General features: G+C 48.4%; 36 protein-coding genes and 2 pseudogenes. 15 read left to right on the top strand and 23 right to left on the bottom strand.

Annotation, left to right across the window (positions count from 1 at the left end; translation table 11 throughout):
- Nucleotides 1-18 precede the first annotated feature (18 nt).
- Nucleotides 19-468, bottom strand: a complete 450-nt coding sequence (locus ACP26N_RS08030) for a hypothetical protein (RefSeq protein ID WP_290826747.1) — start codon at nucleotides 466-468, stop codon at nucleotides 19-21.
- A gap of 60 nt (nucleotides 469-528) precedes the next feature.
- Nucleotides 529-831, bottom strand: a complete 303-nt coding sequence (locus ACP26N_RS08025; protein ID WP_131504161.1) for an antibiotic biosynthesis monooxygenase — start codon at nucleotides 829-831, stop codon at nucleotides 529-531.
- Nucleotides 832-946: 115 nt separating this feature from the next.
- Here ACP26N_RS08025 and ACP26N_RS08020 point away from each other — a divergent pair, with 115 nt between their 5' ends.
- Complete coding sequence (locus tag ACP26N_RS08020; RefSeq protein ID WP_426355357.1) at nucleotides 947-1294, top strand: hypothetical protein; 348 nt, start codon at nucleotides 947-949, stop codon at nucleotides 1292-1294.
- Between the two features lie 10 nt (nucleotides 1295-1304).
- Here ACP26N_RS08020 and ACP26N_RS08015 read toward each other — a convergent pair whose 3' ends face one another.
- Complete coding sequence (locus ACP26N_RS08015) at nucleotides 1305-1625, bottom strand: hypothetical protein (RefSeq protein WP_426355355.1); 321 nt, start codon at nucleotides 1623-1625, stop codon at nucleotides 1305-1307.
- A gap of 104 nt (nucleotides 1626-1729) precedes the next feature.
- Here ACP26N_RS08015 and ACP26N_RS08010 point away from each other — a divergent pair, with 104 nt between their 5' ends.
- Nucleotides 1730-1918: a hypothetical protein gene (locus tag ACP26N_RS08010; protein WP_426355353.1), complete on the top strand. Its 189-nt coding sequence runs from the start codon at nucleotides 1730-1732 to the stop codon at nucleotides 1916-1918.
- 41 nt (nucleotides 1919-1959) lie between these two features.
- Here the strand turns inward: ACP26N_RS08010 and ACP26N_RS08005 are convergent, their stop codons facing one another.
- The 7 genes from ACP26N_RS08005 to ACP26N_RS07975 all read right to left on the bottom strand — a co-directional run bounded on the left by ACP26N_RS08005 (nucleotide 1960) and on the right by ACP26N_RS07975 (nucleotide 8418).
- Nucleotides 1960-4428, bottom strand: a complete 2469-nt coding sequence (locus ACP26N_RS08005; RefSeq protein ID WP_426355351.1) for an FtsX-like permease family protein — start codon at nucleotides 4426-4428, stop codon at nucleotides 1960-1962.
- Nucleotides 4425-5168 (bottom strand): ABC transporter ATP-binding protein, encoded by a 744-nt coding sequence (locus ACP26N_RS08000; RefSeq protein ID WP_426355350.1) that lies wholly within the window; start codon nucleotides 5166-5168, stop codon nucleotides 4425-4427. The genes ACP26N_RS08005 and ACP26N_RS08000 overlap by 4 nt, the downstream gene beginning before the upstream one ends.
- 126 nt (nucleotides 5169-5294) lie before the next feature.
- Nucleotides 5295-6068 carry an ABC transporter permease gene (locus ACP26N_RS07995; RefSeq protein WP_426355348.1) on the bottom strand — a complete coding sequence of 258 codons (774 nt, stop codon included), beginning with the start codon at nucleotides 6066-6068 and terminating at the stop codon, nucleotides 5295-5297.
- Entirely contained in the window at nucleotides 6065-6769 is a 705-nt protein-coding gene (locus tag ACP26N_RS07990; protein WP_426355347.1) for an ABC transporter ATP-binding protein, read from the bottom strand. The genes ACP26N_RS07995 and ACP26N_RS07990 overlap by 4 nt, the downstream gene beginning before the upstream one ends.
- Nucleotides 6770-6878: 109 nt before the next feature.
- Nucleotides 6879-7253, bottom strand: coding sequence for a YciI family protein (locus tag ACP26N_RS07985; protein ID WP_426355346.1), 375 nt, complete (start codon nucleotides 7251-7253; stop codon nucleotides 6879-6881).
- A 248-nt stretch (nucleotides 7254-7501) separates the two neighbouring features.
- Nucleotides 7502-7966 carry a GNAT family N-acetyltransferase gene (locus tag ACP26N_RS07980; RefSeq protein WP_131972722.1) on the bottom strand — a complete coding sequence of 155 codons (465 nt, stop codon included), beginning with the start codon at nucleotides 7964-7966 and terminating at the stop codon, nucleotides 7502-7504.
- Nucleotides 7967-7980: 14 nt separating this feature from the next.
- On the bottom strand, nucleotides 7981-8418 hold the full coding sequence (locus ACP26N_RS07975) for an NUDIX domain-containing protein (protein WP_165871623.1): 438 nt from the start codon (nucleotides 8416-8418) through the stop codon (nucleotides 7981-7983).
- Nucleotides 8419-8580: 162 nt separating this feature from the next.
- Between ACP26N_RS07975 and ACP26N_RS07970 the strand changes: the two genes are divergently transcribed.
- Genes ACP26N_RS07970 through ACP26N_RS07960 form a run of 3 tightly spaced genes read left to right on the top strand, consistent with a single transcriptional unit; the run spans nucleotide 8581 to nucleotide 9891 of the window.
- Complete coding sequence (locus ACP26N_RS07970; protein WP_426355344.1) at nucleotides 8581-9051, top strand: GNAT family N-acetyltransferase; 471 nt, start codon at nucleotides 8581-8583, stop codon at nucleotides 9049-9051.
- Nucleotides 9052-9075: 24 nt separating this feature from the next.
- Nucleotides 9076-9642 carry a hypothetical protein gene (locus ACP26N_RS07965; protein WP_426355343.1) on the top strand — a complete coding sequence of 189 codons (567 nt, stop codon included), beginning with the start codon at nucleotides 9076-9078 and terminating at the stop codon, nucleotides 9640-9642.
- Between the two features lie 42 nt (nucleotides 9643-9684).
- Nucleotides 9685-9891: a hypothetical protein gene (locus ACP26N_RS07960; protein WP_131972725.1), complete on the top strand. Its 207-nt coding sequence runs from the start codon at nucleotides 9685-9687 to the stop codon at nucleotides 9889-9891.
- 120 nt (nucleotides 9892-10011) lie between these two features.
- On the opposite strand, the gene ACP26N_RS07955 is transcribed toward ACP26N_RS07960, so the two are convergent.
- Nucleotides 10012-11661, bottom strand: a complete 1650-nt coding sequence (locus ACP26N_RS07955) for a M3 family metallopeptidase (protein ID WP_131972726.1) — start codon at nucleotides 11659-11661, stop codon at nucleotides 10012-10014.
- Nucleotides 11662-11909: 248 nt separating this feature from the next.
- Between ACP26N_RS07955 and ACP26N_RS07950 the strand changes: the two genes are divergently transcribed.
- The 3 genes from ACP26N_RS07950 to ACP26N_RS07940 all read left to right on the top strand — a co-directional run bounded on the left by ACP26N_RS07950 (nucleotide 11910) and on the right by ACP26N_RS07940 (nucleotide 13464).
- Nucleotides 11910-12116 carry a helix-turn-helix transcriptional regulator gene (locus tag ACP26N_RS07950; RefSeq protein ID WP_131972727.1) on the top strand — a complete coding sequence of 69 codons (207 nt, stop codon included), beginning with the start codon at nucleotides 11910-11912 and terminating at the stop codon, nucleotides 12114-12116.
- On the top strand, nucleotides 12113-12808 hold the full coding sequence (locus ACP26N_RS07945) for a DUF3169 family protein (protein ID WP_131972728.1): 696 nt from the start codon (nucleotides 12113-12115) through the stop codon (nucleotides 12806-12808). Before ACP26N_RS07950 ends, ACP26N_RS07945 begins: the two co-directional genes overlap by 4 nt.
- A gap of 224 nt (nucleotides 12809-13032) precedes the next feature.
- A complete protein-coding gene (locus tag ACP26N_RS07940) occupies nucleotides 13033-13464 on the top strand; it encodes a hypothetical protein (protein WP_214854714.1) in 432 nt (143 codons plus the stop codon).
- A gap of 46 nt (nucleotides 13465-13510) precedes the next feature.
- Here ACP26N_RS07940 and ACP26N_RS07935 read toward each other — a convergent pair whose 3' ends face one another.
- The 3 genes from ACP26N_RS07935 to ACP26N_RS07925 form a co-directional block, all read right to left on the bottom strand.
- A complete protein-coding gene (locus tag ACP26N_RS07935) occupies nucleotides 13511-13837 on the bottom strand; it encodes a hypothetical protein (RefSeq protein ID WP_131972730.1) in 327 nt (108 codons plus the stop codon).
- Nucleotides 13838-13863: 26 nt separating this feature from the next.
- Complete coding sequence (locus ACP26N_RS07930) at nucleotides 13864-14370, bottom strand: GNAT family N-acetyltransferase (protein ID WP_131972731.1); 507 nt, start codon at nucleotides 14368-14370, stop codon at nucleotides 13864-13866.
- Between the two features lie 331 nt (nucleotides 14371-14701).
- The gene (locus ACP26N_RS07925) at nucleotides 14702-15349 is read right to left on the bottom strand and encodes a hypothetical protein (RefSeq protein ID WP_426355340.1); all 648 of its coding nucleotides are present in this window, start codon (nucleotides 15347-15349) and stop codon (nucleotides 14702-14704) included.
- Between the two features lie 149 nt (nucleotides 15350-15498).
- Between ACP26N_RS07925 and ACP26N_RS07920 the strand changes: the two genes are divergently transcribed.
- Nucleotides 15499-15792 (top strand): hypothetical protein, encoded by a 294-nt coding sequence (locus ACP26N_RS07920; protein WP_131972733.1) that lies wholly within the window; start codon nucleotides 15499-15501, stop codon nucleotides 15790-15792.
- 21 nt (nucleotides 15793-15813) lie between these two features.
- A complete protein-coding gene (locus tag ACP26N_RS07915) occupies nucleotides 15814-16701 on the top strand; it encodes an NAD-dependent epimerase/dehydratase family protein (RefSeq protein ID WP_131972734.1) in 888 nt (295 codons plus the stop codon).
- A 9-nt stretch (nucleotides 16702-16710) separates the two neighbouring features.
- Here the strand turns inward: ACP26N_RS07915 and ACP26N_RS07910 are convergent, their stop codons facing one another.
- Both ACP26N_RS07910 and ACP26N_RS07905 read right to left on the bottom strand, forming a co-directional pair.
- The gene (locus ACP26N_RS07910) at nucleotides 16711-17058 is read right to left on the bottom strand and encodes a DUF3147 family protein (protein WP_426355338.1); all 348 of its coding nucleotides are present in this window, start codon (nucleotides 17056-17058) and stop codon (nucleotides 16711-16713) included.
- On the bottom strand, nucleotides 17039-17449 hold the full coding sequence (locus tag ACP26N_RS07905) for a MarR family winged helix-turn-helix transcriptional regulator (RefSeq protein ID WP_131504139.1): 411 nt from the start codon (nucleotides 17447-17449) through the stop codon (nucleotides 17039-17041). Before ACP26N_RS07905 ends, ACP26N_RS07910 begins: the two co-directional genes overlap by 20 nt.
- Before the next feature lie 85 nt (nucleotides 17450-17534).
- On the opposite strand from ACP26N_RS07905, the gene ACP26N_RS07900 reads away from it, so the two are divergent.
- Nucleotides 17535-17903, top strand: a complete 369-nt coding sequence (locus ACP26N_RS07900) for a hypothetical protein (protein WP_131504138.1) — start codon at nucleotides 17535-17537, stop codon at nucleotides 17901-17903.
- A gap of 132 nt (nucleotides 17904-18035) precedes the next feature.
- Nucleotides 18036-18683, top strand: coding sequence for a homing endonuclease associated repeat-containing protein (locus tag ACP26N_RS07895; protein WP_131504137.1), 648 nt, complete (start codon nucleotides 18036-18038; stop codon nucleotides 18681-18683).
- Nucleotides 18684-18725: 42 nt separating this feature from the next.
- Here ACP26N_RS07895 and ACP26N_RS07890 read toward each other — a convergent pair whose 3' ends face one another.
- From ACP26N_RS07890 to ACP26N_RS07875, 4 genes are all read right to left on the bottom strand, one after another.
- Nucleotides 18726-19163, bottom strand: coding sequence for a DUF4362 domain-containing protein (locus ACP26N_RS07890; RefSeq protein ID WP_131504136.1), 438 nt, complete (start codon nucleotides 19161-19163; stop codon nucleotides 18726-18728).
- Nucleotides 19164-19176: 13 nt separating this feature from the next.
- Entirely contained in the window at nucleotides 19177-20469 is a 1293-nt protein-coding gene (locus tag ACP26N_RS07885; RefSeq protein WP_426355337.1) for a protoglobin domain-containing protein, read from the bottom strand.
- Nucleotides 20470-20642: 173 nt separating this feature from the next.
- The gene (locus ACP26N_RS07880) at nucleotides 20643-21158 is read right to left on the bottom strand and encodes an SRPBCC family protein (RefSeq protein WP_426355336.1); all 516 of its coding nucleotides are present in this window, start codon (nucleotides 21156-21158) and stop codon (nucleotides 20643-20645) included.
- A 6-nt stretch (nucleotides 21159-21164) separates the two neighbouring features.
- Entirely contained in the window at nucleotides 21165-21503 is a 339-nt protein-coding gene (locus tag ACP26N_RS07875) for an ArsR/SmtB family transcription factor (protein ID WP_426355334.1), read from the bottom strand.
- A gap of 144 nt (nucleotides 21504-21647) precedes the next feature.
- Between ACP26N_RS07875 and ACP26N_RS07870 the strand changes: the two genes are divergently transcribed.
- A complete protein-coding gene (locus ACP26N_RS07870) occupies nucleotides 21648-22514 on the top strand; it encodes a LysR family transcriptional regulator (RefSeq protein ID WP_426355332.1) in 867 nt (288 codons plus the stop codon).
- A 152-nt stretch (nucleotides 22515-22666) separates the two neighbouring features.
- Here ACP26N_RS07870 and tnpB read toward each other — a convergent pair.
- The 3 genes and pseudogenes from tnpB to ACP26N_RS07855 form a co-directional block, all read right to left on the bottom strand.
- A pseudogene (gene tnpB, locus ACP26N_RS07865) lies at nucleotides 22667-23838 on the bottom strand (IS200/IS605 family element RNA-guided endonuclease TnpB).
- 93 nt (nucleotides 23839-23931) lie between these two features.
- On the bottom strand, nucleotides 23932-24282 hold the full coding sequence (locus tag ACP26N_RS07860; protein WP_426355330.1) for a hypothetical protein: 351 nt from the start codon (nucleotides 24280-24282) through the stop codon (nucleotides 23932-23934).
- Entirely contained in the window at nucleotides 24279-24470 is a 192-nt protein-coding gene (locus tag ACP26N_RS07855) for a hypothetical protein (RefSeq protein ID WP_255508292.1), read from the bottom strand. Before ACP26N_RS07855 ends, ACP26N_RS07860 begins: the two co-directional genes overlap by 4 nt.
- Nucleotides 24471-24589: 119 nt before the next feature.
- Here ACP26N_RS07855 and ACP26N_RS07850 point away from each other — a divergent pair, with 119 nt between their 5' ends.
- Nucleotides 24590-25357 carry an SDR family NAD(P)-dependent oxidoreductase gene (locus ACP26N_RS07850; protein WP_188004303.1) on the top strand — a complete coding sequence of 256 codons (768 nt, stop codon included), beginning with the start codon at nucleotides 24590-24592 and terminating at the stop codon, nucleotides 25355-25357.
- A 63-nt stretch (nucleotides 25358-25420) separates the two neighbouring features.
- Nucleotides 25421-26026: pseudogene (locus tag ACP26N_RS07845) on the top strand (SDR family NAD(P)-dependent oxidoreductase); the annotation flags it as partial.
- Nucleotides 26027-26073: the final 47 nt, after the last annotated feature.

The following is a 26073-nucleotide window of genomic DNA, read 5'->3' as shown; positions in this document are numbered from 1 at the left end:
TGCAACAGATGAATTTCATTACCGGTATTCGTTGCTTAACGGCTGTTCCGGGTCGGCTTGTCTAACGCGGTGATCTAAGTTGGTTTCGACGACGACTGTCATTATAATTATTACCGAACTAGCCAAATACCAATAGAACATGTACGAATCGGAAACATCCGCCACATGAGGGATCGCGAAAAGAGTCATCGCTATACTTATAAGAACAAAACTAGCAACATAACGCAGTTGAATCCACCGTTTGGCTTGTTTCATGTTTGTTATCCGACAGATTTCGAGACACTCTTTTCGTAAAGATATTCCGAAAAGAATCAAAGCGAAAACGATCAGAAAAATCGACCACATAGGCTGATCGGTTAAAAATAGGATTAGGAATCCAATCGCCGCAAAGCAGGCAGATACCATTCGCACTGGTTTTATCCGCTTACGAATGGTCTGAATGATTTGGATCCGTTCTTGTTTGTTCATCTTCTCACCTCATAAGGGATTACGTGTTCTGCCTATAGAGGTTCCCTCTTTTTGGAAAAATCATTTTAATCCTTTTCCCCCATGCGGCTGATCTTCAAGCACCCGTTCGACATGCAACAGAATCGGTCGCGCCTGTTCAATCAACTGTCGCGTTGCCGGCAGTTGCAAAGACGCTGCATGTGCCGCTTGGTCCGTCCAAATTTCCCGAACCATCACGGTATCAGCTTCACCTGTCGTACTGACGGTATACTGCAGACAATCCGTCACGTGCTCAAGAGACGAAGCGGCTTCTAACAGCAATTCCGCCAATCGGTTTCCCGCGCCTAATTGTGTCGTGAACTTCGTGAGTAATCCGTAATACATTGTTCTCTCCTCCTTATATCTAATGACGGACTATTTAATTCGAGACTCCTGGGAACATTTAGGTGGAACAGACGTATATTATGAATAATCTATAGAACCAAAGGGAGGACCTGTTTTGAAGAAACGTCTGTTTTTAGCGACCGGTTTGTATCTGCTCGTCACGATAATGACGATTTACGCCATTTTTTTCGAGCAATCGAATTCTACTTTCTTACTGATCATCCAACTTGGACTGTTGATCCACTTCTACTTCCAGTACCGAGTGTCATTCATAGTACCTGATCAGGATGTTCCAACTGCACCATTTCGATTGAATGTCCTTCGAACCGTACTTATTGTAGCAGCCTTCATCTCGTACATTGCGCTCGATACCGTACCCATCCTGCTCGCAACGGCTGTCACTTTAGTGATCGCTGCCCCGACGCTTGTCTCCTACTTTCGTTTACGGATGCAGAAAGACTGACGCGCGTGACTCATTTCCGTTCCGGTAAGGAGCGGGTGCGTCCAATGAAGACGACCTGTTGCTTCGCCAGTCGAAAGACCTGGTATTCACCGCGTGGATCGGTGTTCAGCTGGACGGCAACCTGATGCCGGGCTTCTTTCGTAGATGCCGTCTTGTCATAAGCAGACCGGACCGCAACGATCGTCTCTTTGCCATATTGCTCGGCGACATGTTTCGTCACCCGGGCACGCACGATTTGTTCAAACGTCTCATCCTGTTCCTGCTCAAGAAAAAACCAACCGATGCCACCGATCATTCCTAATAAGAGTAGTGCCAGTACCGTCTTTCGCATTTCGAACGCCCCGTTTCCGTTTTGTTCTCTTTAGACAGAATTCGCTGTTCATTCCAGACCTCCTGCTTATTGAAGAAAAGCAGGAGGAGAAAGGAGGTCTTCATTTGTCTTCTCGCACTGTTCCTTTAGTGTTTCGCTTGTTATTGGCGGGATTGATTCTCGTCAATCTGCTGAACACCACCGTCCTCGATCTGCCGCGATTGACGCTCGTAACAAATATTCTACTAGTGCTGGTCGCATTCTTCTTTTTCGTCCGTTTGCTGAAAACTTCGCAGAACAAAAAAAAGCCGTGAATCCATTCCTCTTTCAGGAATCGGGTTCACGGTTTTTGTCGTCACTGATTCAATTCTTCGACCAGATTTTCCTGTTTCTGTCTTGTCGTGAACCAGATCAGTCCGAACACTAACACGACAAGTCCGGTAACCGTCATGCTGATACTCGTCAAGTCCAGTGCGATGTTTCCGCGATCGACGCGTGAGATCAGGAAGGTGGTTCCAATCCCGGTGACGAGTCCGAATCCGATGCCGCTACCGATGAAAATCAGCATTTGAATCAAAATCAAACGCCGGAGGGACGACCGGGTCAAGACCAACGTCCGGAGTAACGCATACTCGCGTCGTTTCGTCGCCAAATAATTCAATAACGAATTGGCGAGACCAAACCAGACGGATACACTCATGACAGCCAGCGCAACGATGAAGACAATCCATCGTTCTTGCAGTTGCTGATTCGCCAGGTTGACGGACGTCTCATACCGGTTCAACTGGAGCGTCGGATAACGAGTCGTCAGTTCCTGCAACACGCCCTGTATCTGCTCCGTGTCGGTTGCATCGATATACAGTGCACCAATTCGATCTTCAGAAGTACGGATCGACGACCGCCAGTCAAACCAGGCGTCCGTTGGTAAGTCCGGGTCAATCTGTCCGACTTCAAATTGACCAATCGAGACGGTTCCCGTTTCTCCATCTATAAAACGCCCCACCTCAAGACGGTCACCAACTTCCAACGCATTCGCTTGCGCAAATGCTTTAGAGACGATGAATTGATCGTTTTTTAAAGAGCGAACGGGTTTCCCAATTGCATCAAGTTTTTCAAGGTCTGTCAATGCATAATCTAAGGTGATGGTGTGATCTGATTTTATGATTTCAAGTCCACTTACCGGAGAAACGAACGTACTTTTTGCTTCCGGCAACTCCTCTTCAATCGTCTGTGTCAATTCAAGTGGATCAGCTTTTGTCCCTTCAATCAAGCGGCTTTTCAGGACCAGTTCCGTCGGATATTGTGTCTTCAGATAGGTCAGCTCATTTTGTTTGATTGTCTCAAGGAAGGTCGAACCGAGGACAACAACAACCAGCAGGATTTGGACGATCAGCATCAGCAACGCGTTTTTCCGTATTTGCGGCAGGACACTCCGAACAGCCACAAACGTCGTCGGCCCAGCCACTTTTTGAAGCAACGGTTCAATTCGGACCAACAGCCGTTGCAGAAACAAGGGTGTTGCGCTATACATCATCAGAAGAAAACTGATGGTCGACACGAGATACCCACCGGCTCGGTGATTGTCTGTTTGCGCGAGAATCGTCGCATATAACAGCGCCCCTGCTGTGAGTGAGACGAAAACTTTAACGAAACGTCCCCTGAGCTGCGACGCTTTAGGTCCATCATGATTTTGACGCATGACATGGAGCGGCAGAATCCGCCGGTTGCGGTAAGCAGCAGCACTCAGCAATAAAAGAATCAACAGGTTGCTGCCGATTGTAACGAAAAAGGCCAGTTGCCCATCAAACGGAATGACCGCTCCCTTCAATGCAAACAGTTCCCGCCACTGCTCCTGCAGGATGCTGTAAAACAATCCGCTTAATAAGAAAGCCATCAGAGCTCCGGCGCTGACAATCAGACTCGACTGGATCATGAAGATTTGGAACAATTGCCGCGTCGTCGCCCCAAGCGTCCGCATGATGGCGAACTGATACCGGTGTTTGCGGAGAAAGACATCAAAATTCGTCATCAGGATAAACGCGGAGACGATTAAAATCAGTCCGGCAATGATGGCGACATAGACCTGCATGGCCGAGACACCGTTGACGTTCGAAGTTTCAGTTTCGGCAAGTTCGACGCGTAGTCCAGATATGGCTTGTGTCAGTCGATCCGCATAGGCAACGACATCCGAATCCTTTTTCAACTGAATCAAGACATACGTCGCAAGACCTTCTTGCCCGACGGTTGCATTTAATTCTTTGACATCCGCATACGACATCACTAGCGTATCCGGTGCTGCTCCGCTCGCTGATGCGTCCGGCAGGGTTTCAATCACGTTGTACTTGTTACCTGCAATCGTGAGTGTCTGTCCTACTTTGACGTCATAAGCTTTGGCCAACCCCGCATTCAGAATGACCTCGCCCCTCCCCACTGATTGCTTAAAACGATAGCGGCTTTTGGCGAGCGAATCATTTTTTATCCCGATCGTATACACATCGGCCGTCGTTTGACCGGTCACGGTCAGATTCGTGATCAACACCGGTGAAAGCTGCCTGGTCTGTTTATCCTGCGTTAAGCGGTCGAGGAAGGACTGATCAATCACTTCCGTCCGTTTATCTTGATAGCCGACCGATAAATCCATCTTGCCATAAAGCCGCTCGATATCCGCTTGAACGGACGCCTGGCTTTGCGAAACGAACAAGACCATCGACAGGACAAGCAAAATCGAAATCATGACGCTGCCGATCGACGTCAGCAGGATCATCGGGCTTTTCCGGTATAATTTCATGGCCAACCGGAACAAATGCTGTTTCTCCTGCTTCATACCGACCTCACATAACGCTCAAACGTCTCCATGATGGGTCCAAGTTCTCCGGTCGACGGCTGATCGGCTACGATACGTCCGTCGTGGAAGTACAATACCCGGTCCGCGTAAGACGCGACCTGCGCATCATGCGTGACGAGCAGGATGCTGGTCTGTTGTTCCTTGTTCAGCGCCTTCAGCAGCGTCATGATTTCCGTCGACGTCCTGAAATCAAGATTACCGGTCGGCTCATCCGCTAAAATGATCGGTGGCTCGGCAATCAAGGCACGGGCAATTGCCACCCGTTGCTGTTGGCCGCCCGATAGTTCAGTCAGCCGGTGTTTCGCCCACCGTGACAGACCAACGTGCTCCAGCAGATGGTCCATCCGTTGCCGGATAGTCGTTGCGTCCACTCCTTTGAGCATCAACGGCAAGGCGATATTTTCCGAAACCGTCAAATCGTCGAGCAGATGAAACGATTGAAAAATGAATCCGATATTTTGTTGGCGGTATAAAGTCGCTGCCGGCTCGGTAAAGATATCACGTTGCGGTTCGTCCCGCAGCCGCAACGTACCGCTTGTCGGCTGATCAAGTGCCCCGAGAATGTTCAGCAAGGTGCTTTTTCCGGATCCGCTCGTTCCCATGATGGCAATGAATTCCCCTTCTTGCATCGAAAACGAGACATCGTCGAGCGCATGAATTGTTTCGGTTCCTCTTATGTATGTCTTCGTCAATCGTTCGATCTGTAATAAGTTGGTCATTCCAACACCTCTATTTTACAATTTAATTCCATTTATCATTATACACAAGACGTCATCTTCAAACTAATATTTTCCAAAATCAAAAACAGCCCGCTGAGCGTCTCAGAGGCTGTTTGAGGATACAGATTAGTTCCGCTTGTTTTTTCGGTACGTCAGACCGATGAACTGGGATTTCTGATTAAACAGTTTCCGGTACGACATGTAACCGACGAGGACAGCCGACGTCGCTGCTGTCATCAGCAACAGGAATAAAATCAGCAGCTGATACAGGACGGCTTCCATCGGATCGGCCCCGCCGATAATAAGACCGCTCATCATTCCTGGTAGCTGAACAAGTCCCATCGTCTTCTGCGCCTCAATCGTCGGAATCATACTCGTCCGGATGGCACTTTTGAGACTCGTATCAATCGCCGTTTTCGTATCACCGCCGAGGGATAAAATCAATTCGATTACTTCGTCGCTGCGTTCAACTTCATCCTTGAACTTGTTCAAGAACAACAGCGACAGAATCATACAGTTTCCGATGACCATCCCGCTGATTGGAATGACTTGCTGGGCTTCAAACGGAATGATGTTCAGTCCGAGCATCAGTCCCATCGTCAACACTTCGACCGAGACCAAGGTCGCGAGGACAATCCACTGAATGCCGGGAATCCCGTCACCTTTACGGATCACGTTAAGTGTCGCCGCACCAATCATCAACAGAATCATCAGCAGGATGTAGATCGGACTATCGCTCTCAAACACAAACGTCAGGATATAGCCGATGATCAGCAGTTGAATGATCGAGCGGACGGTCGCGATCAGGATGTCTTTTTCGAGACCGAGTTTCAGTGTAAAGGCGAGAATCAGTGGAATCGCAATGAAAATCAAGGAAGTTGCCAACTGGATGTAACTCATGACAATTCCCCCTTTAGGAACGCCTGAATGTCCGAACGTGCTCCATCCGGTTCAAGCAGCGAGACGTTGCCCTGCTCCAGCAGTTGTCCGTCTTTTAGGAACCAAACGTCTTCACTGACACGCCGTGCCTGATCCAGATTATGCGTGATCCAGATGACGGTCACCTGAAGCTCGCGTTGCAGGCGCTGAATCAGCTGTTCGATTTCCTTGACCATCCGAAAATCAAGACTGGCCGTGATTTCGTCGAGCAACAAGACATCCGGTTGATTGACGAGCGTCCGGGCAATCGCGAGCCGGCTCCGTTCACCGCCCGACAGTTCTTTGACCGGCTGCTTCAAGTCGACATGCAGATCGACTTGTTCCAGCAGTCGCTTCGCTTCGTCCGGTGCCAATGTCTCGTGAAAAATTGTTTTCGGCAAACTGAGATTATCCATGACGGACCCCGGCAGCATCGGCGCACTTTGGAACGCCATCCCGATCTGTTTCCGCAGTTCGACGAGGTTCATCTGTTCCAAGTCCTCGCCGCGGTAACGAATCCGACCGCTGTCCGGGGAAATCAATCCGTTGATTTGTTTTAAGCACGTCGATTTGCCGGCACCGCTTGGTCCGACGAGCGTCGTGATTTTGTCTTCCGTGAATCCTCCCGTGATGCCACGGAGTATATGTTTGTACTGCACGTCTTCAAAGGTAATGATCGACACGTCTGCTTCACCTGACTTTCTGGTTTCTTTTGATCCGCTATGAAACAGGTATACCCGAAAAACACAAAAACATACAACGCATCGATGCGCTGTATGTTTGAAAAACCGACTATTTGGCTTCTTTTAGGTCGATCAGCGGCCGCACTTCCATCCGCCAGCCGTACTTCTGTGCTTCCGGTAACTGGGTCGTTGGATGAAGTAATGCCAAGTCGACCGCCTGTTCCAAATCAACCGCTTCAAAGACGACCAAACTGCCGATCTGCTCCGTTTTATCCGGGTCCGGTCCGTCTTGATGCTGAATCTGTCCGTCGAGGAGCCGGGCCCGTTTCGTCTCCGCTCCCGGATGCCACTCATACAAGACGTTCGTTTTTGTAAAAAAATCTTCCAACGGTACATTACAGCGTTCCATGACGGCATCGAGCTCTTGCTGCGAGGACTGATTCATCTTTTCTGCATCGTAATAACCAATGAATAAAAATAACATCTGATCCCTCCTAGTTCCAAGGCTTTCTTGAGACGTCGTTCATTATTTAAGTACCCTGTTTTTAATGGATATAATACAAAACACCTTGTCTCCGTCGAGGAAACAAGGTGTCGCTTATTTATTGGCAATTTTGCGTAACAAATACAGCGCGTAGATAGCTGCCGGGACGGCCATGAACTGAACAAACAAATGCAACAGTCCAAAGATAAAATTCAAGTCTGTATAATCCATTCGTACTTCCCTCTTTCTTAATGCAACGATTTTGTGACGACTTGGCGCATCTTTTCAAAGCCAAGCCGTTCGTAGAAGACATCGACCCCGTCGTTGCTCATCCAGTAGTCGAGGTCGATTTTATGTATGTCCTGTTCGAGTGCCCGGCGCTCGACTTCAAGTAACAACTGACGACCGAAACCCTGCTGCTGTTTATCATCGACGATACAGAGATGATGGACGCGGGCTTTCGAATTGGCAAAATGAAAGGCACTTTCCGGACGCCGGAGATATTCGATCCAGACGTAGCCGATTGCTTCGCCGTCGAGTTCGGCAATCAAAAACTGATGACTGCCGGTTCCGACGATTTTCGCAAAAAACGCCCGGACCATCGCAAAGTCATACGGTTTAAAGAAGTCCGGCTGCTGCGCGACATGCGGCTCATGGACGTAGCGGTTCAGCCGGGCCAGTATATCGAGATCCGTTGTTTCGACAATCTGCATGCGTGTCCCTCCACTCAATGGGTGATTTGTCCGTTGAAGACATACGGGACCGTCTGTTGCGTCGTCAGAATCTGTTCGTATTCTTTTGACAGATTCATGAACTGAACGGCCTCAGCAATCGTGACCCACGAAATCTCCTCGATTTCATCGGGGAAAATCGTGCCAAGTTCGCCCCCGCGAATTTCGGACTGGAAAAAGAAGAACAGACAATGTTCATCGACTTGCGGAAAAAAGGCTTCGCTGACGTGCAACAGTTCCCCGACTGCGACGTCATAACCAGTCTCTTCTTTCGCTTCCCGGACTGCTGCTTCCGGCAACGTCTCTCCCGCTTCGACCGTCCCCCCCGGCAACGTGTAATACGAATACGACGGTCCAATGTTTTTGACCATCAAGACCTGATCCCGTGTCTCATTTAACAAGACATTATAGACGATATTTTTTTGGCGCGTCATGCTCATCCCCCCAAGTCAATAGATGGTATTTTTTAACTTATCTACTATACCATAGTCTTTTTCAGGCAGGGACAGTCTTCTCTAAAAAAGGAAAAATAATTCCATGCGAATGACCTTATGGTAAAATAATTCCATCCCGGACAAATAGGAAGGATGGATACGATGATTCACTTGGAACCGGCAATCGATAACGATGCCGACGCTTTATGGAAGTTGCAAGTCGCAGCCTTCAGTCCCTTGCTTGAGAAGTATCAAGATTATGATACCAATCCGGCCAATGAAACGATTGACCGGGTCTATACGCGAATTCATCATCCAGCGAGCTGTTTCTTAAAGATCATCGCGGACGGACAGCTCGTCGGCGCAATCTGTATTCGTTGGAAAGAAGACGTTCACTTCCGGATCAGTCCGCTATTTCTGGCCCCGGATGCACAAGGCAAAGGATTTACCAAAAAAGCCATGCTGCTCGCGGAAGCCCGTTATCCGCAGGCCAAGACGTGGGAACTGTCGAGTCTATTCGAAGAAACGAAAACGTGTCAGTTATACGAAAAGATGGGTTACGTTGAAACCGGTATCCGTAAGCCATTGAACGACAGAGCAACGCTGATTCACTATCAGAAAATCATGGTCTGAAAAAGGAGAATGAGGATGTCGATGATGAAAACTATATGTACGGCGTTAACGGCTCTTACGTTACTGATTCCGTTATCCCCGGACGCGATCGCCGAGACAAACGGACCGACGACGGAGCAAAAAAATGAATGGTATCAGCAATATGAGATCGTGATTGAATCCGTCAATCAAAGCAATCCGGACGGTGATCTGGAGTTGGCCCCGATCTATTCCTTTCAGGATGAAGACTGGCGTCCGGTCGAGGAATTTAGAAAAATCGCCAAGAAGCGGAGTACCTTCAAAATCGCTTTGACATCAAACGAGAAACAGGCGGTCAAAGAGGAGTCAGCAAGTGACATCAACGTCCGGCCGGATATTACAACCGTCTACAGTCAAAGTGCCGGACGTCATCTCTGCGCGGAGACGGTTTCCGTCACGTCCGAATCCCGGACAAAAGGGACATGGGTTCAAAAAGGTTATACAGCGACGCGCATCGATGCCAATCAAACGTATGAAATCAGCCTCGGCGGTTACTACACGATGGACGGCATCGTCACGGGACACATCCCGACGATGGAATTCCATTGCGGACGGAACGGTGAAATCAGTTGATCCGATTGATTGCAAACCAATACATATCCATAGGAGCTTAACATGATCCCTATATTGAAAAATGAGTTTTCTCATACGTTTAAAAGCTTTAAGTCTGTCGCGATTGTCCTGTTCGTTACCTTGACGTCGATCGTGAACAATGAGGAAAACATTCCACTCTTGATCGAACGATTGACAGCCCAACGCGTTAAGATTTACGAAGTTAAAATCGAGGTCACATCGTCAGAAGATGTCTTCATGGCAGTTTAAACAGACAACCCCCACTTCCTGATACGGAAGTGGGGATGTTTTTGAACACACATGAGTCACACAGCTGCTTACTAGTACTCAGGAACTTGAATATTTCAGGACACCCGCATTTAAAAATAGTTAATGGTTTTTAAGCTGTTGCAGCTTGTCGATTTCTTCTTGAACAAAACAAACGAGTGCTTGCATCTCATGTTCAGAGACATCAAATGACACGCCCGCCAAGGCGTAGACTTCTTTGACTGAGTGTGTTCGCGTCGCACGGAGCGCTGTTTTAAAAGCTTCGATTGTTTGTTGCGGTTGCTCTTTGTATTTCCGGTACATCTGTAAGGCCGCAATTTGCGCCATCGCGTACTCGATATAATAAAAAGGTGTCTCAAACAAATGAATAATGCTCAGCCACTCCTCCCCTTTCCACCTCGAGATTGTACTCCAGTCGATGGCGTTGGAGTCAAATCGATCGCGCAAGGAGGCAAATTGTTCATTTCGTTCTTTTACGGTATGTACTGGATTTCGATACAACCATTCCTGAAACTGATCCACGATAATAGTTTGAGGTAAAAACTCGATGACCAGCCTGAATTGCTCCAGTTTTGCCCTCCGGACATGTGCTGCATCTTCAATCGCCAGATGCCAAAACTCCATGGAGAGAAGTTCAAATGTCATCGCTGCGAACTCTGCTACTTCCATTGGAATCTGCTGAAAGTTGTCCGGCGCGTCTTTCATTAAATCATGATGGACCGCATGTCCTAGTTCATGAATAAGAATGACGACATCATCAAATGTTTGTGTTCGATTCATGAAAAGAAAGGACGTTTCAGACTCCGGGAGGAATTCACAAAAACCGCCACTCGCTTTATAGGCTCTTCCTTCAAGATCTAGATGCTGTTGAGATTCAAGCTCTTTCAACACTTTATGAAAAGATGGATCCAGATTACTTAAAATTATTCCGACCGTCTCCAGCAGACTTTCAACAGATGTACTTGCCGTCTCTTGGAAATCCGAGTACGGTGAGATTCGTACATCCCACGGGCGAAGTTGTTGTTTCGCTAAAAATCTGGTTTGTTCCTCTTGAAATACTTCTTTCAACGGCACAATATGCTTTTGGACAGCCAATGCCAGTCGCATACATTCTTTCGAGGTATAATCAATCCGCCCCAATTCCATGAAGGCATATGCCACATAGTGTTCAAGTTCCAGATTTTTGGCTTTCTCGTGGCGTAATCGAATCAGCTCTGAAAAAATAGATTGAAGTGATTCGGCGTGATGTTGATAGGAAAAATGAATCGCCCGGTAGGCGGTCTCGCGTACATCTTCATCAGATTCAAAAAGTAAAGCCGTTAAATCATGAATCAAGACAGCTTCTTCATCCATGGATTGTAGACTCCCGATTAATTGGATGTATCGATTAATTTGTTCATCCTCTTGTTGACGGATCAAGATATTTTTGTTTGAAAACGATATTTGTTGATGCATTAAAATGGTTTGCATTCGTGTATTTTCAATTGCTTCGCCGTGCTTCTCGAGACAGATATCGTACAGTCTTTTTTTACAAGCTGCCAAGAGCGGTTTGATGTCACGCTGCACTTCTTTCAGCCGGTCTTCGTATTTTTGATTTGATGTATCCCTTTGAAAATCAATCGATGCCCAGATGACCATTTCATCATATTTATGAATAAACGCTCGAATCTGTTCTATGAATCGAGGAAACGTGTCCGCACTCTTCATTAACTCATTAAAATCATTTTCTAGTTTGCGCTTTACGATCTTCATCTGCTTCCCCCTTCATCGGTACATACTCTATGATGAACAAATCAAGTACCTTAACCAATATTTGTTAAATCTATCATTATTCTATATATGACTATACGATTATTTGATGTCGTTTTCTAGTTCTTGAAAATCTGACTCAGTCTTTTCCTGACAAGTTTTTTTCTTAATTGACTATTTTCATTATCTTTTTGACTAATATCATTGTCATTAAGACTAATATCGTTTACAATTCAAGTGAGGTGAAGGATATGAAGTCAAGAGTAAAGGAACTGCGGGCACGTTATGGATGGAATCAGACTGAACTGGCAAAGCGCGCCAATATATCGCGTCAAACCGTCAGTTTGATTGAGCGAGAAGAATTCATGCCGTCGCTCCTGATTGCAGCTAAAATCGCTCGAGTCTTCGAGACAACGATCGAGGACATCTTTCAATTTAACGAGGAGGAGTTACTGTGAACAAAAGTCTGAACCTGGTTTTACGGATGCTTGTCGGCGGTGCCATTGGATTTTTCTTGATGTACTGGGTATTAAGCAGTCCGCTTGAAGGAATTGCCTTTTCGGAGTACAGCTTGTGGATCAATGGATTTTTACTTGTTGTTCTAATCGGATTACTGCTATTGTCGTTCATTCGCTACCGGCAAATTCATCGTCTTCTCAACCAACCGTTGACAGGAGACGCGGAAGATTTGGCCGATCAACAGATGTATCGTTGGTTCAGCGACGGCACACTGAGTTTAAACTTAGTCCTTCCGCTTAGTCTTACAGTGGTCAGTGTGAATTTAGTGCTCGATCAACAACTCTCATTAGTTGTGACTGGCTTCATCGTAATGGCTATCGGACTGATTGGTTCGATCCGGTTTCAGATGCTGGTTCAGCAGATGTATCCGGAACGGAATCTTCCGGACATCAGCGAAACGGATTATGCTCTGAAACTCCTCGCGGCATCGGATGACGGTGAGAAACATGTCATGCTCGAAGGACTTTACAAAACACATTCACTTGTTAATCTGCTGCTGGTCGTAGGAATCATCTTGTTGCTCTTCTACTCGCTGTCGTCGTCGAGCTCTCAGCTATTTAGCATTTTTGTCATTACATCCATTCTGGTGGTCAGTAACGCAAAATACTATCTGGCGATTCGTAATCGTTAAGAACAGATGGAAACATCTTTCCACCCGGATCTGTTTTTTCGTGCTGGCTGTTTTATGTGGACTATCGGGCGTCTTAATTGAAATGTTTTTGATTCTGATACTTTTAAAAGATGATTTCGATATCCCGGATTGCCGGAGGCTCCGCTCTGCGCTCTGCTCTATTATCTCGTATCGTGGTTGCCTGAACGGATTTTCCGGTATATTCATAAAAAGGAGATTTCAGCATGTTGAACAAATTATTGTCGGCCGTTCTGACCGCAATCGCCATTTCCGGTATATTGACAGGAGTATTATCTTTTTATACCTTTTTTGAAGATTTCTTTGATGATACCTATTTTTCATCGTTCAATTTTTTCGTCATGTGCACAATCTTTTCGTTTCCCGTCATCCTCATTTCGGGAATCCTCATCGATTGGCTGAAGAAAGGAGTCGTTTCCTTCTCTCCTGCGCAACGGAAGACCAGTCCTTTATTATACGGTGTATCGGGCAGTCTGATCGCTTTGGTCATTCTTTTGTTCCTTCATGACGGAGCGTTTCAATTCAGTGATCTGTCGGTTTTGTTGCCGCTTCTTATGTTTTGCGGTGCAATAGCCATTCTGTATTTTTGGATTTCGCAGAAAATCCTTAAAAAATCGTACAATCCCCCTAAAAAATGACTCACGGTTTAGTTACCGGAGTCATTTTTCATGAGATGATCTTTAATTATTTAGGAGCCTTTCGCACCGGACGTTTCCGGAGCGAAAGCAACGCCAGCACCAGCGCAATCAATTCAAGCGGAAAATAAAGCAAAATTGCGACGTCAATGACGGCATCTTGCGGATTCGAATTTTGAACATACAAATAGCCCGGAATGAGTGCAGCAAATCCGATCACTAAAAGAAGACCGCCAATCCAAAGACTGCGTTTTGAGAATCGCGCGAACGCCCAGTACAAAAGGACAAGCACCAACAGTTCACCAAATAAAACGAGTCGGAGTGCCGTATCACTCAAAATAACACTCGATGCATTGATTAACGTCAGGGTTAACATAAACATCCTCCTCGATTTAATCCTTTTTAAATTATCCGGTTAAACTGAATAAGTGTCACCCGTTGACCGTTTAATTCCGCTGTTTCCTCTTCATTCATTCTTTTGAATCCGTTACGTAACAGGATAGTTTGCGACGCGATGTTTCCGTCTGTTGTTTGGGCTTGGATTTCCTGAATATCAAGTGCCGGACAGTGATCCATCAGCAAGCGGACGGCCTCTTTCGCGATGCCTTTTCCTGTGTTCATCCGTCCAATCCGGTAACCAAGCTCGGCCCGTTTGGCAGTCGGATGCCGGTCCACCAGATTGATCCTACCGAGGATCAATCCGGTTTCGTCTTGAATCAAAAAAAAGAACGAACTGCCGTCCAACTGTTCCTGTAAGAGGGCGGCATGCCGCTCCCGGAATGTCTCCGGCACGTAGTAGTCATCCCCCCGTGACGGAATCGATTGTTCAAAATAACTCCGGTTATCACGTTCAAACGCGTACAATGCACCGGCATCCTGCGCGGTACAGGCTTTTAATTGAATGTTCATAGAAACCACCTCTTCGTTATCATTTGGTGACTGATTGTCGACTCCTCCTCTCCAGTCAGCGGCTGATTTGGTCCTCGCTTATGATTATCTGTTATATTCTCGTTTCCTTTGACTGTTCCTTTTTTAAACCCTAATTATTCCTTTTAAATTCAATATAGTTTGTCGGCATCCGACATTTTGATCATCCTCTTTATGTATTGTGCCGCGAAAATTTTCACCAATCCGCTCGGCGTCTGGATTTTGTTCATGGGAATCGTTTACCTTCAAAATCTCGTAACTGGAAACTGAACAAGAGCGGACGACCTGACATTCCAGGTCGTCCGCTCTTTTGTTAAAAGTATGTATTAAATCCGATTTCATCTTCCCGCAGAACACCTTTTTCATTGATGTATTCCGTGGTCAGATTTCCGTGCCGGAGTACTTTCTGTTTTTTTATGGCCGTCGCCAGCCGTGTCAGATTTTTTTCTTCCGTCGGTAACCGGTCCCGTTGCAGTGTAATCGTAATGAACGGCGGAATTTTCGCTTTCTGATACTCGCTTGACGATGCCGGATCCAATTTCAACTGCTGGACATCGTCCTGATAATAGACGGCCCTGTACGCTGTCCCTTTACCGAAAACATTTTCAACAAGCGGACGAATCTGTTCTGTCAGTTCCTGCGACCACTGTTCAGACAAGTACGTATCTGTGACCTGCTTTGTCTGCTGATCGACATAAACGAGAAACTCGGTTCCGATCATCCGATCCTTCATTTGCACGGCATAATCAAACTCGATGTACCTGCCTGTCGCATCATAGAAGACGCTCGTTACTTCAGCCTGCCGAAAGTGTTTCGAGATGTATGCTTTTGTCTCGCGTACCACGCGATCCGCTTCCGGTTCGTCCGGTTCCATCGACTGGACATACAGGAAAATCACTAGACCGGACATCACGACCATGACGCCGAAAAGAATCAGTACTTTTTTAGCAAAAGTATTCATGACGCCCCTCCTTTTTTCTTAATATTACCATCCGATTTATCAAATTGACTAAATTCATCCATATTTCACTTTCGCATTTCGTTTCCTATCCCTACAATGAACATAACGCATTACTCTCTGAATCCTACCAATGAAAGTGTGGTGGAAACATGCGTCGAACCATTTGGCTGATGCTGTTGAGTCTATTTATCGTAGCCATTTTATCCGGTTGTTCCGATCAGGCATACGTTATCGAAGAGATGAACGGCAATCAGCTTTCGCTCGGTCCGGATGAGCAAAATCCGGAGGAACAGTATGCCTTGACCGAAGTCACGCTGGACGGCGAGACGAAAATTGATGGGCGGACGAATCAATTATCCGTTCTCCAAAAGGGTGATGTTATCCGCTTTGAATACCGAAACGACAAAAAACCGCTCGTCGCAACGATTGAGCGGGTCAAATAATCCAGAGAGAAGGTTGAACAGATGGAACTGTCCGGAAAACGGATTCTCGTCACCGGTGTTACCGGAACGCTTGGACTGCGCATCGCAAAACGATTATTGTCAGAGGCGCTTGAAGTCCGGGGATTGATACGACAGGCGGAGCGGTTCAATGAATTCGAATCACTCGGGATCACGCCGGTTTTTGGTGATTTGACCAATCAAACGTCACTTGAAAAAGCGATGGATCAGATCGACTGGGTCGTCCATTGCGCCGCCTATCTCGGTGATGATGAAAATCTCGCCCACCAGTCGAATGTTGAAGGTGTCATTCATTTAGCAACGGCCGCGTTAGATGCAGGAGCACGTGTCCTCCACATCTCGACGACATCCGTCTATGGCGAACCGGCAAATGGTCACATGACGGAGTCGTCTCCACTTGCGGTTGATCATCCGGCGCCTTATATCCGTACCAAAATCCGGTCGGAACAGATTCTCCTCGATTATGCCGCCCGCGGCTTGGACGTCCGGATTCTACGCCCCGGGGCCATTTGCGCTGAACACGATTCGCACTGGGGGGACCGGCAAGTCAGACGGATGCAGGAAGCGGATCGCGTGACCTGGGTCCACCCGGCTGATCTTGTCAACTGGGTCCATGCCGATAACATTGCCGAGATGGTCGTCCTCGTCCTTACACGTGGAAAAGCTGGTGACGTGTTCCATGCCGTCGATGCCAATATTCCGGAAACGGACTTTCGGATGCAGCTGATTGAAGCCTCCGGCAAACCGTATCAGGTTCCGGCCCGTGCGGCTGAACGCCCGACGTATGCAACGGACAAAATCAGGTCGCTCGGCTACGAGCCGGTTCGATCGTTTGACGAAACGATGGATGCATTGCTGGCCTTGTTTTCTCTACCAGCGACACGCGAATGACATCCGGGGCTATTGTCGACTCCAGAACAACACCAACTGTTGTTGCAGCATCCAAACAACCCACCAACATGCTCCGGCGCAGAGGACGCTGACAATCAGCGATCCGCCCCGGCTCAATAACAGGTACAACACAAGCAACAGAAGAAACGTCGCCGGCAAGCCGTACAGGACACTTTTGACAAACGCCGTCACTTCCATTTTTGATTGACCCTGTCGGACGAGCAAGATGAGGCTGATCAGACTGACGAGCGGCAGGGCCGCAATCACCCCGCCGTACGTCGGGGAACGTCGGGCCAATTCCGTGACAAAACCGATAATGACGGTACTGGTCAGAATCTTAATCAGAAAAGCAGTCATCGGTCGCCTCGCGAAACAGCTGAAATGCCGTTTGAATCATGTGTTGTTCTGCAGGAGATAATTGTTTTAAAACATGCTCGACACGCTTTGCGTCGAGTTCGGTATGCGTTTTGACGGCCGTCCGTCCTTCACGCGTCAAACTGACTTGAACGACACGCTGGTCGACAGATGACCGTTGTTTGACGACATACCCAAGCCCTTCTAGTTTCTTTACATGCTCCGACGCGGTATTCGGAGACAAATTAAACCGGGCTGCAATCTCCTTCACTGTCATGGCGCCTGTCATTTGAATCGTTTGCAAGATCCGGACACTTTGATGCGACAAATTTTCCGTCCATTTCGGATGCAGATGATAGTACAACCGGGCAAAGTCTTCATGAATCGCTGACATCTCGTTCACTCCCTTTTATATCGACATATCCGATTATATCGTAAATTACGACATAAATAAACAGCCAGGAAAGCGAGGACAGAACATGAAAAAACGAATCACACTGTTCGTCATGAGCAGTCTATTCTTTACAGCAGGATGTACGACTGACATAACGACTTCGACGACGGATTCGATTGCGACGGAAGCCCGTCAAGATCCGGCAGCTGATTTAATCCGGGCAGACGACCGGGTGTATCGGCTCGACGGAAAAGATGCGACAATCAAAAAAAAGAACGTGATTTCCTTTTCGACTGTCACGAAACAACTTACCGCCAAACAACCGTTGACGGACCAATCGGCGACAGACTGGCAATCCGGAACGAAGTTATACCGGAGTGAAGACGCGACCGGTGTGCTGTTTGTTTTCAAAGGAACGACCGCTTACCGGTATACGGCCATTCCGGAAGGCTGATGGGTGCGAAATCCTTCTCTGTTCGAGACGACCGTCCCATTGAACCTTACGATTTTGTTAGTTAAATCTCTTTGAGGTAGATGGTACACTAATCCCATTACGTTCCAACGATCCACTAAGGGAGACTTCTTGATGAAAGAAACCACGCACACATCCACTTCCACCCTGACGACGAATGAAAAAATCATTCGCTTGATCCAAGGTCTTCACCAGTTACATACAACACCGATGAAAGCAGCACATTACCAAAAATTAGCACATTACCTGCCCTATCCCTCTTTACAGGAAATTGAACAACGGTTTGGCTCTTGGACCAAACTATTGGAACAAGCGGGCATCGTCAAACCGTTCGAGTTGTCCACCGAGGACCATTTGATGCTGAATCGGGCAAAACCCGGTACGTCCAGCCAAAAACGCTGGAGTGTGGATGAAAGCATCGCTTTTTATATCAAGACGCGTGGCTCGCGCGTGACCATCCGCTCTTACTCTGAGTTACGGGAAACACATACGCAGATGGTGAGCGCAAACACCATCATCCGGCATTATGGGACATGGAAACAGGCACTGGCACATTTCCGGTTGTCGTCAAACGGTTTTTATTCCGACGCAGATTGCCTGAACGCGTTGCGCCAGGCATACGAAGAGCTCGGTCCTGACTTAACGAGCCAAGAGTATGTCCGGTTTGCGCGTAAGCACCAGGTTCCTTCCTTGACCTTATTAATCGAACGGTTCACGAGTTGGCGGGAAGCCTTACGGATTCTTGAAGAGACACTCGACTAAAAAACGGTTGATCCTCGCATGATTCGGAGGATCAACCGTTTTTCATTTTTTAAGTTCACCTGGATTTGATTTGAAAATCTCATGATCCTGTCCTTCTTTGCAGCCGGTCAGGGTAAAGGTGTTCCCTCCATCAGTTGTTTGTTGCTCAAGGTTTTGACAGATTTCCTTGTTCCGGTCGTCTGTCTGGGAACCATATTCATCACGCGACGAATCGAGGGAATAGGTAAAGCGTTTCCCGTCATAGGTGATATCTTCAAGGATTGCATCCCCTTCCGTGGTATACCCCGTAATCCGGATTGTATCCTGTTTCTGTTGCCCGACTAGCGTTAAAAACGTCTCAAATCGGTCAAGATTATGCCGTTCCGGCGTCGTGACGATGTCACCGTTTTTGACGGCTTCCTCTGACGGGTAATCGTTACTTGAACAACCGGCAAGCATCAGAATTCCAACTCCAAACAACAGATGGATTCGTTTTCTCATCCCTATTCCCCTTTCAGAGTGTCGTCGCGACGGTCTGTAAATCGTCAGCCGTCTCCGCAATCGATTCCGCGATATGGCGCATCCCTTCAATCGTTCCGGCGACCTGTTCCGTATCCTGCGACAAAATAATGATCTGTTTCGAGACATCGACCGTTTGGCGGGAAATCGTCGTAAAGGCGGTGACGACACGGGTAAGTTCTTCCGTCGTTTGCACGACCGACTGCTCGGTCCCGCTCATCCGCTCCGAGACTTGTCCCATTTTCGAAGTGATTTCCTGGGCGATGCTTGATGCTTCTGACGCGGACCGTTTACTTTCTTCCGCCAGTTTCCGGATTTCCTGGGCGACGACGGTAAAGCCACGTCCCATCTCGCCGGCCCGTGCGGCCTCGATCGAGGCGTTGAGACTCAACAGGTTCGTCTGATCGGAAATCGCCGTCACCATTCCGGCAATCCGTTCGATTTCGCGTGACAAAAAGGCGAGCTGTGTCATCTGTTCCGTCGTCAGCGTCATCTCTTGGACAACTTCCTCAAACCGTTTCGTTTCCGCCTCGACCAATTCAACACCGTCTGCCGCTTCTTTGGCGGCCAGGGTCAATTGTGTCGCAATCGCCCCTGTCGTCACGGACACCTGTTGGGCATGTCGCTCCATTTCCTGAAAACTGGCGGACGATTGTTGACTCATCGCGGCCAGTTCCTCTGTCGACTTTTGGACAGTTTGTCCGACACGCTGTTTCGCATCCGTGACCGTCTGCCGCTCGGCTTCGACCATCTCCTCATACATCGTCAGGACGATCTGTTGTTCGAGATTAAACAGTTTCCCGGCAGAGCGGACAATCCGGACCTGTTCCGACTCGGGTAACGTACTTTCCTCAATTTTTCGGCTGAAGACGTTTAATACTTTTTGGAAAGCGGCAATGTACCACTTATTTTGCAGGCCGATCCGGACATGCCGGTCGGCGATCCGTTTCCGGACGCTGATGTAGTCCGGTGTGACCTGGCCGTCAAACATCTGGAGGATATGCTTGGCAAGCGTTCCCTTTAACCGTTCGAGTGTCGAATGCCGTTCAATCAGTTGTTTCAGCTCCGGCACCCGGAGCAGTTCCGCATAAAATGCATCGACCATCTGCGGCATCCACTCTGCGACATCGTGACGGATCAAACGGACGATTTGTAAATCCTCGACCGTCAAATCAATCAGCTGAAGTTGTTGCGCAAATGCCGCCCCCGCTTCCAGGCGAACGTGTTCGCGTTCTTGTTGCATCCGTTCTGAAAACGTCATCTCTTGTTGTTTCGACCACCATTTCACACTATCGATCCCCTTTTTCAATCATCTCATCTTGTATAACGGCTTCATCCTTCCAAAGATGAAGTATTTCCCTTTGAATTCCCAAAATGAAAGACCTTTTTTTCCAAAAGAGTGACAGTTCTGAATGACTGTTCGAAAAAAACAACCCGTCCGTGACGGATTGTCAGAAACTTTTAGGATATGGTTCGTTGAAGAAGCCATTGGTCGAGACGATGCAATTGTGACGTGAATCCTTCTTTCATCCCCATCTCAAGGACCTGTTTTACGGCTTCCTCGGTCTTAAAGTCCGACCGGAACACTACCCGGGTCCGGTCACCGACGGCTTCGAACGTCGTCACGTTTTCACTGCCCGGCAATTCTTCGGAAATCGTTCCGGAAGCATCCGAAAAATAGTCGGCGTGGGCATAACTTTGCGGAGCATCAATCTGTCGGAAAATCGCTTTTCCCCAGGATTCCATGCCGTAAAACTCGCCCTGATTCGGATCCTCACAGCGCATACAGTAATGCCAAATACCGCCTTCGACGAAATCAAAGGTCGTGATTTCGGTTTGCCAGCCTTCCGGTCCCCACCAGGCTTCGAGCTGCTCTTTTTCCGTGAATGCGGCAAATACCATTTCGCGCGGAGCATCAAACGTCCATTCCATTTGTAAAACGGAACCTTCGACTTTCGTTTTTAGTTTTTCTTGCATCATCGTTCACTCCTTTGGGTTGACTGTGTCCTGCATCTGTTCCAAATAGCCTTCAAGTCGTGTCATCCGGCTGACCATCTGCTGTTCAAACGATTGGCTCCACGCAGTGAGACCTTGAAACGGCTCCGTCCGCAAATGATAGATCCGGCGATTGGCGGCCGGTTCGATACGGACGAGATCCGCTTCGAGCAATACCTTTAGATGTTTTGATGTCTGCGGTTGGTTGAGACCTAACTGTGCGGCAATCTCACCGACCGGCAACGGACCTGTCTTTAACAGTTCGACGATGTTCAGGCGATTGGCATCGGATAAAGCAAATAATGTTCGTTCAAGCCTCTCTGACATGATTTCCACCTCTTCTTATTTTATATATACCCTTAAAGGAATATTCCAAACAAAGAATATATAAAATTGAGCGAAACAGTTGTCAGATGAAACGAACGTACAGTATCGTCAAAGCACACGCATGTAAAGAGAGAGTGAAGTCTGATGAAAACCGAATGGCTCGAAGCCTTTCACGTCACGGCGGAAACATCCAGCCTGACGAAAGCGAGCGAACTTTTGCATATGACGCAACCGGCGCTCAGCAAACAAATCAAAAATCTCGAACAGGCGGTCGGCGCTCCCCTGTTCACACGGACGACGAGCGGCGTCTCGTTGACGCCGGCAGGAGAAATCGTGTTTAAAGAAGGACAGCGGATCATCGAACAGCTCGACGATATGCAACGGCAAATTGATCAATTGCAGGGTCAGACGTCGTTTACCCTCGGTTCCTGGCCGAGTGTCGCCATGTCTTATTTGCCGCAACACTTCGCCAACCATCCAACAATGGATGGACCGGAACTGAAGATCAAGACGGCACACACATATATCAAACTGATGGCCGGTCTTGAGCAGCATCAGTACGATGCCGTATTGCTCGACGATCGTCAGATTGATCACCCTTATCCGTCGACGCATCTGTATACGGAACCGTTTTTACTCTACTTCCATGAAGCCGACGAACGGTTCGAAGGCTGTGTCGATGTCCGCTTTGATCAGATTGATGCTTCATCGTTTCTGTCGTTGCCGATTGACTGTGACTCGACGAATATTCTGAAAGCCGCGTTTGCGGAACGTGGAGCGACCTATACTGTCGCCTCGGAAATGGAATTTGGTTCAAGCGTCCTTGGCTTCATCCGGGCAAAACTCGGGATCGCGATTTTACCGGCGATTTTCCAGGATGGTCTTCCTCCGGAAATCCGGACCCTGCCGATCACCGGCTTTGACGTCACACGCGAATTATCTCTCGTAACACGGGACGCGATACACCATCCAACGTTACTCCGCCTGATCGGTCATCCGCGCAACCGTTGATCCAGTCGGATCCGAAGTGTGTCGATTTCGGAACGGTCGAGCGTCTGATCCGCGACTTCCCCGTAACGGACCACATGTTGAACTACTTCCACCTACGCTTTGCTTAGAGGTGGAAGATTCCTGAGTTATTCGACCTGACGGTCAAAACCTGATCAGGCTAACTCCGTCGTCCCGACGGTTGAAGAAGCTAAGAGGCGTTCTGCTTCTTGTTTGAGATTCAGTCCTGCGTTCACATCTCGGTCGTGATGGATCCCGCAACTCGGGCATGTCCATTCACGCAAGCTGAGATGCTTCACGTCTTTGTGTTGATATCCGCAACTGGAGCACAGTTGGCTCGATGCGAAGGTCTTCCCGACTTTCACGACGGTCTTCCCGTACCAATCTGCCTTGTATTCGAGCAGGCGGAAGAACTCCGACCAGCTGACGTCAGAGAGGGGCTTGCTCAACTTGCGGTTCTTCTGCATGTTCTTCACCTGCAAGGTCTCGATTCCGATGATGTCGTGGTTTTTGACGATCTCGGTGGATACCTTGTGCAAGAAGTCGGTTCGCTTGTTGGCAATCTTTTCATGGATGCGGGCGACCTTTCGCTTCTGCTTCTGGTAGTTCTTCGACTCGGAAAGTTTCACTTTCTTGTCCAAGGCGATACGCTGACGACGAGAGAGCTTGCGTTGCTCGCGCGCCAGCTTTTTCTCGAGCGAACGGAAGTAGCGGTCGTTCTTGTACACCGTGCCGTCCGACAAGATGGCAAAGTTCTTTAACCCGACGTCTACGCCGACGGATGAACCGGTCTTCGGCAGTTCGTGGCTTTCCTGCTCGACGAGCAGGGAGACGAAGTATTTTCCTGAAGCGTTACGCCGGATGGTCGCGTTCAAGATGCGTCCTGCGACCTGCCTCGAATTGGCGAAACGCACCCACTTCAGCTTAGGAAGTTTGAGCTTGCTGCCGACGATTGAGACCTCTGGAAGCTGGTTCTTCTTCTCGATATTGGTCTTGTAGGATTGGACGGGATTGCGCTTCGACTTGAATCGAGGCCGTTCGTTCTGCTTCTTGAAGAAGCGGTCATACGCATCGGTCAGGTGTTTGACGCTCGATTGAAGCGAATGGCTATCGACTTCTTTCAGCCAGTCGAACTCTTGCTTAGCATCGGGATTTCTTTCGAACAAGAACCGTAAGACAGTCCTTTGCCTGTCGCTTTATACGTCTCATCCCACTTCGATAAGAAGTAATTGAAGACGAAGCGCGAACAACCAATGGTCTTCGCGATCAGGATTTCCTGCTCTTTCGTCGGGTAGATCCTGAATTTGTAGGCCTTATGCTTCAACATGATTTTCACCTCCTTGAGAGGTTTATACCCGAAAGGGAGAGGGGGCGATTCACCTCCCACTTTCACTTCGTTTAGAAGTGTGAGTACTCTCGCCTAATTTAGATAGAGCACCGGATCAATCGTCATCTCAATCCGGTCGAGCCAGTCCTGGACGGTTTCTTCCGGCCGGCGTTTTGATCCGTCCGGCAATTGCCGGTCAAAGGAAGCAATCAATTGACGGACTTTGGAAACGGAGTCCGTTTGTTGTTGTGGTGGTCGCCAGGCAGACGTTGACGGCTTCACTCGCAGAACTTGCGGACCCCCTTCTTCCGTCGGCTCAATCGTTCGTTTACGCCAGCGGTATCCGAGAAACCGGCGGAACACAAACACAGATAAGAAGGCTGTCACCAGTGCTCCGATGGGCAACAGAATATCGGGTAAGAATAAGGATGCTCCTTTGATCATCGGACCTTTCGGGAACGGTTTTGCTCCAAATTCCGGTGACTCATGGCTTTGCGCGATTTAATCTTATAGTTGAATGTGTAATCTGCCGGTTTGTAAATGTAAGTCGTGTAGACATACCGTTCAAACGCGACGAGAGCTGCAGCCAGTACTAAAACGGAGATGATCATCAGTCCGAGCTTCCGTTTCATGTCGCCCTTCTTTTTTTACCAAATAATAACATATATTCATCGGTTCATCAGCATTTTTCTTTCTTTTCAGTCAATTTCAGCGTACAGTGAAACTACACTGTCAGATGGGATGTGATCGTTTGTATTTACCTTCGTTTCGACTGGATCAAAAAACGGTTCTCGTGACCGGTGCCGGACGCGGAATTGGACGTGCCCTGGCGATTGGGATGGCGGAAGCTGGCGCGGATGTCTTACTGGTCGCCCGGACGGAATCCGATTTACAGGAAACCGCAAAACAGATTGAACAGCTTGGACGACGTTCGTTCGTGTTGACGTGCGACGTGACCGACCGGATGCAAGTCCAGGCGATGGTCGAGCGTGCCTATACATATGTCGACCAGATTGATGTGCTCGTCAACAACGCCGGGATGAATATTCGCTCGAAAGCGCTCGACGTTACGGAGGACGAATGGGAAACAATTCAACAGACGAACTTAAAGTCGGCCTTCCTATTCTCACAGGAAGTTGGGCGCCGGATGCAGGACACCGGCGGCAGCATCCTGAACATCGCTTCGGTTGCGGGGCACGTCGCCTTGCGGACCGGTGTTGTCTATGCGACGACCAAAGCGGCTTTGATTCAGATGACAAAAGTATTGGCGCTTGAATGGGGTCCGAAAAATATTCGCGTCAATGCGATTGGTCCGTGGTATTTCAAGACGCCTCTGACAGAAGCGTTGCTCGCCGATCCAACCTACTTACAGGATATCGTCGACGTGACACCGCTCGGCCGGGTCGGTGAACTGACGGAACTCGTTGGACCGGCTGTCTTTCTTTCGTCTGATGCCGGAACATACGTCACTGGTCAAACGTTATTCGTTGACGGCGGGATGACGATTAAAGGGTTTTAACATGACAAGAAAAGGACTTCCGATTTTAATCGAAAGTCCCTTTTTTCTGTCGTACTCTATTTTTATTGTGACCATACGGATCCGGACGAGATAACTTTCCTGTTCCAACAGATTCAAGACCAGCACGGGCGGATCGATCTGCTCGTCAACAGTGTGTTTGGCGGTTCGGAAGCTTCCCTTCCCGCGGGACAAGGCAAACGATTTTGGGAACGGCCACTGGAACACTGGGACGCGATGATGATCGCCGGTCCGAAAGCCTATTTACTGACGACACGGGCGGCTGTTCCGTTGCTTCAACAAAGTCCGGCTGCATTGATCGTTAATTTAACATCGTTCACGCCGGATCAAGCCGCTGGCAATTTGTATTATGACTTAGCGATGCAGTCGATCAACCGGATGACATTTGTGATGGGTCAGGAACTTCGAACGTCTCGTGTCGCTTCGATTGTGCTCTGTCCCGGCTTCATGCGGACGGAATGGGTCGTCGACGCAGGCTTCAGCAGTGATGCGACTGAGACAACCGCTTATGTTGGACGGGCTGTCGTTGCCCTCGCACAGGATCCGGACATTCTACAACGGACCGGGCAAGCTTTGTTCGTGTCGGATCTCGCACGCGACTACGGTTTCACGGACCAGGACGGAACGCAGCCGGCGACGTTTATAACTTAACTTACGCTTTCCGCTTTGACATTTGAATGACCATAATAACCGGATAG

Source organism: Exiguobacterium sp. R-39, assembly GCF_049942815.1.
GTDB lineage: Bacteria > Bacillota > Bacilli > Exiguobacteriales > Exiguobacteriaceae > Exiguobacterium_A.
The sequence above is the reverse complement of the archived record's forward strand: the minus strand, read 5'-3'. Positions and strand labels throughout refer to the sequence as shown.